Consider the following 2,479-nt stretch of genomic DNA (forward strand, 5'->3'; position numbering starts at 1 on the left):
TAATTGTCAAAACCTATGCACTTGAGTAAAGAAAAAGCCCAACACAAAGGTTGGACACCAATTCCCTATTTTTTAGTTTTGTAGCAGTTTGCCGGAAGCTCTTTCGACCAAGGAACAAATTTTTCAATCAGTTCCGGGTGCTCGTTGAAATCGGTATTCGGCATCTGTTTCAATAAATAAACCAGATAATCATAAACCTTCAGGTCATTAGCCAGCGCAGTCAGAATGATGCTGTAGACCATTGAACTGTCGTGGGCGCCACGATCCGTTTTCATGGTCACCCAATTTTTCCGGCCTATTGTAAAGGGACGTATGCTTCGCTCGACTAGATTGTTTGTCAGCTCCAAGCGTCCGTCCAGTAGGATGTTTTCAAAGTACGGCCACTGGTTCAGCGCATAATTAACGGCATCATAAGCTTGGGATTTAGGAACCGTAAGAGGCTTCGTCTCTTTAAGCCACGCTAAAAAGGCATCCATCACCGGTTTCAACAGGGTGAGGCGCTTCCTATGACGCTCTTCGGGTTCGGCATCCTTGTATTTCTTTTCAATATGGAACAGGTAATCACAGTACTCCTGCCCCTTGAAGCAAACAGTCTTCTTTTGCTCCTCTGGACTTAATGCCTTGATAGCGTCCGTAAATTTGCGTTTTATATGGGCAAGGCATCCAACCACCGTGATTCCAGAGCCCAGTCGATGGTAAACTTCGTAGCCATCTGAATGCAAGTAACCGGTATAGTCTTTGAGGAACTCCTTAGCCGATTTCGAAGCCCGGCTTTCGTGGAATTCATAATAGACAATCGGTTCGTCATGCGCTCCGCTGCAGTAAACCCACATATAGCATTTCTTCTTAGGTTCCCTGCCATCCTGCTGCACAACTTTCGTCCAAGTTTCGTCAGCATGCAAAACATCCTTACTCAGAAGAGTGCTTTTCATATGGGTGTGGATCCTTGAAAAGTATTCCTCTGAACACTGGAGTATCCAGTTACTCATGTTCTGCCTAGAGATCCGGACGCTATCCATCCGGTCAAACTCACGCTCGATCCGGGCCAGCGGCATCGCATTGGTATATTTGCTGTTGATGATACCTGCGATAAGTTCCGGTGTGGCGAAGCTTCCTGGAATCGGAAAGTTGGGCATGTCAGCACGAACGAAGGGGATTTTATCGCCTTCGCCTTGGGTCTTTTCACACGCACGACAGGTATAGACATGACGGCGGTGTTCCTCGACTTCGAAATGGGCCGGTACAAGCTTAAGTGTTTTCGTAACCTCGACCTTCATATCATGCAGAGGACTGACACAGACCGGACAAACCTGTTGTTCAGCTGGAAGCTCATGCTCGATGACAGTAACCTTCAAATCTCTGAAGTCCTGCTCACGCTTACCCTTTTGTTTGGGTTTTCTGGGGGTCTTCGCGGTCGCTTCTTCAAAGGTTGGCTCCGGTTCCCCCTGGCAGGCAGTGGCTTCGGCTTCGTTGAAGAAGTTGAGTTGCTCCATGCCCTCAGGATAGGCTACGGAATCACCGCTGGTACCATACTTCTGCTGAGTATTCAGCCGGATCATTTCAATGAGCCGGTTCAAATTTTGGGTCAGTTCGGCAATGGCTTTATCCTGTCTTTCGCAGTGCGCAGCCAGTTCTGCCTGTGACATTTCCCTGTAATTCAGTTGTGGTTTTTCAGGTAATTTTATCTCGTTATCCATATCCTCATTATATAATAGACTAGCCGAGGATCACAGGATAATAGCGGAAAAAAGGCCTGAAATAGGGGAAAATAGGGCGTTTTAAGCAAATTTAGCTTAAGATTTTCGAGGATCTGATCAAAGTATAATCCTCTGCTTAACTGGTTTGTGTGCCGATGGCTGATCCATAGATAAACCATCCAAAAGCCACCTAAACTGCTGTTCGGAAACCTCAAGGACTTGCTTGTTTTCGCGAAACTTCCATCGGAAGACGCCTTGACTCAGTTTTCGATAGTACAACCACCAGCCGTTATTCGACCAATGAAGGATTTTACATTTGTCACAGTTTCGGTTGCAGAACACGTAGAGACACTTTTCAAACGGATCCATTTGAAGTTGCGTTTGTACTAATGTCGTAAGACTTTCGATGCTTTTCCGCATATCGCAGGGTTTGCAGGAAAGAAATATTCTGAGGCCAGCAGCGTTTAGACTCATTTGGAATGAATAGCAGCAATAGCTTCGCGCAGAGTCTCCGCATGAAAGCCAGAATACAGCTCTATGGAGACCGCTCCGATCTTAACAATAACCGGAACTTCCTTAACGGATGTCTGCTTCAATTCGATAAAGCTTTCCTGCTGAGGGTCAGCGTTATCTTCGCGGTTGCATTTGGTCAGCCAGTACCGGAGTTTATTGGTACTTACGTTGTTTTCTGAGCACCATGCGGCAGCGGTCTGGCCAGAAGCACGGTAATCGTTTACCTTCTGGCGTCTGATGGTGGACTGCTCTTCGAGAGTCATGGATAA

3 protein-coding genes are annotated in these 2,479 nt (G+C 46.6%); all 3 read right to left on the bottom strand.

Translation table 11 applies throughout. From position 1 onward, the window contains the following. Positions 1–65: 65 nt before the first annotated feature. Positions 66–1,697: an IS66 family transposase gene (locus DOT_RS03890; RefSeq protein WP_050809822.1), complete on the bottom strand. Its 1,632-nt coding sequence runs from the start codon at positions 1,695–1,697 to the stop codon at positions 66–68. Between the two features lie 117 nt (positions 1,698–1,814). Then, complete coding sequence (tnpB, locus tag DOT_RS03895; protein ID WP_040411176.1) at positions 1,815–2,171, bottom strand: IS66 family insertion sequence element accessory protein TnpB; 357 nt, start codon at positions 2,169–2,171, stop codon at positions 1,815–1,817. Continuing rightward, a partial coding sequence (locus DOT_RS30210) for a hypothetical protein (RefSeq protein WP_009614457.1) occupies positions 2,168–2,479 on the bottom strand: 312 nt, incomplete at its 5' end. The genes DOT_RS30210 and tnpB, both read right to left, overlap by 4 nt.

Origin of the sequence: Desulfosporosinus sp. OT, assembly GCF_000224515.1 — a bacterium.
GTDB lineage: Bacteria > Bacillota > Desulfitobacteriia > Desulfitobacteriales > Desulfitobacteriaceae > Desulfosporosinus.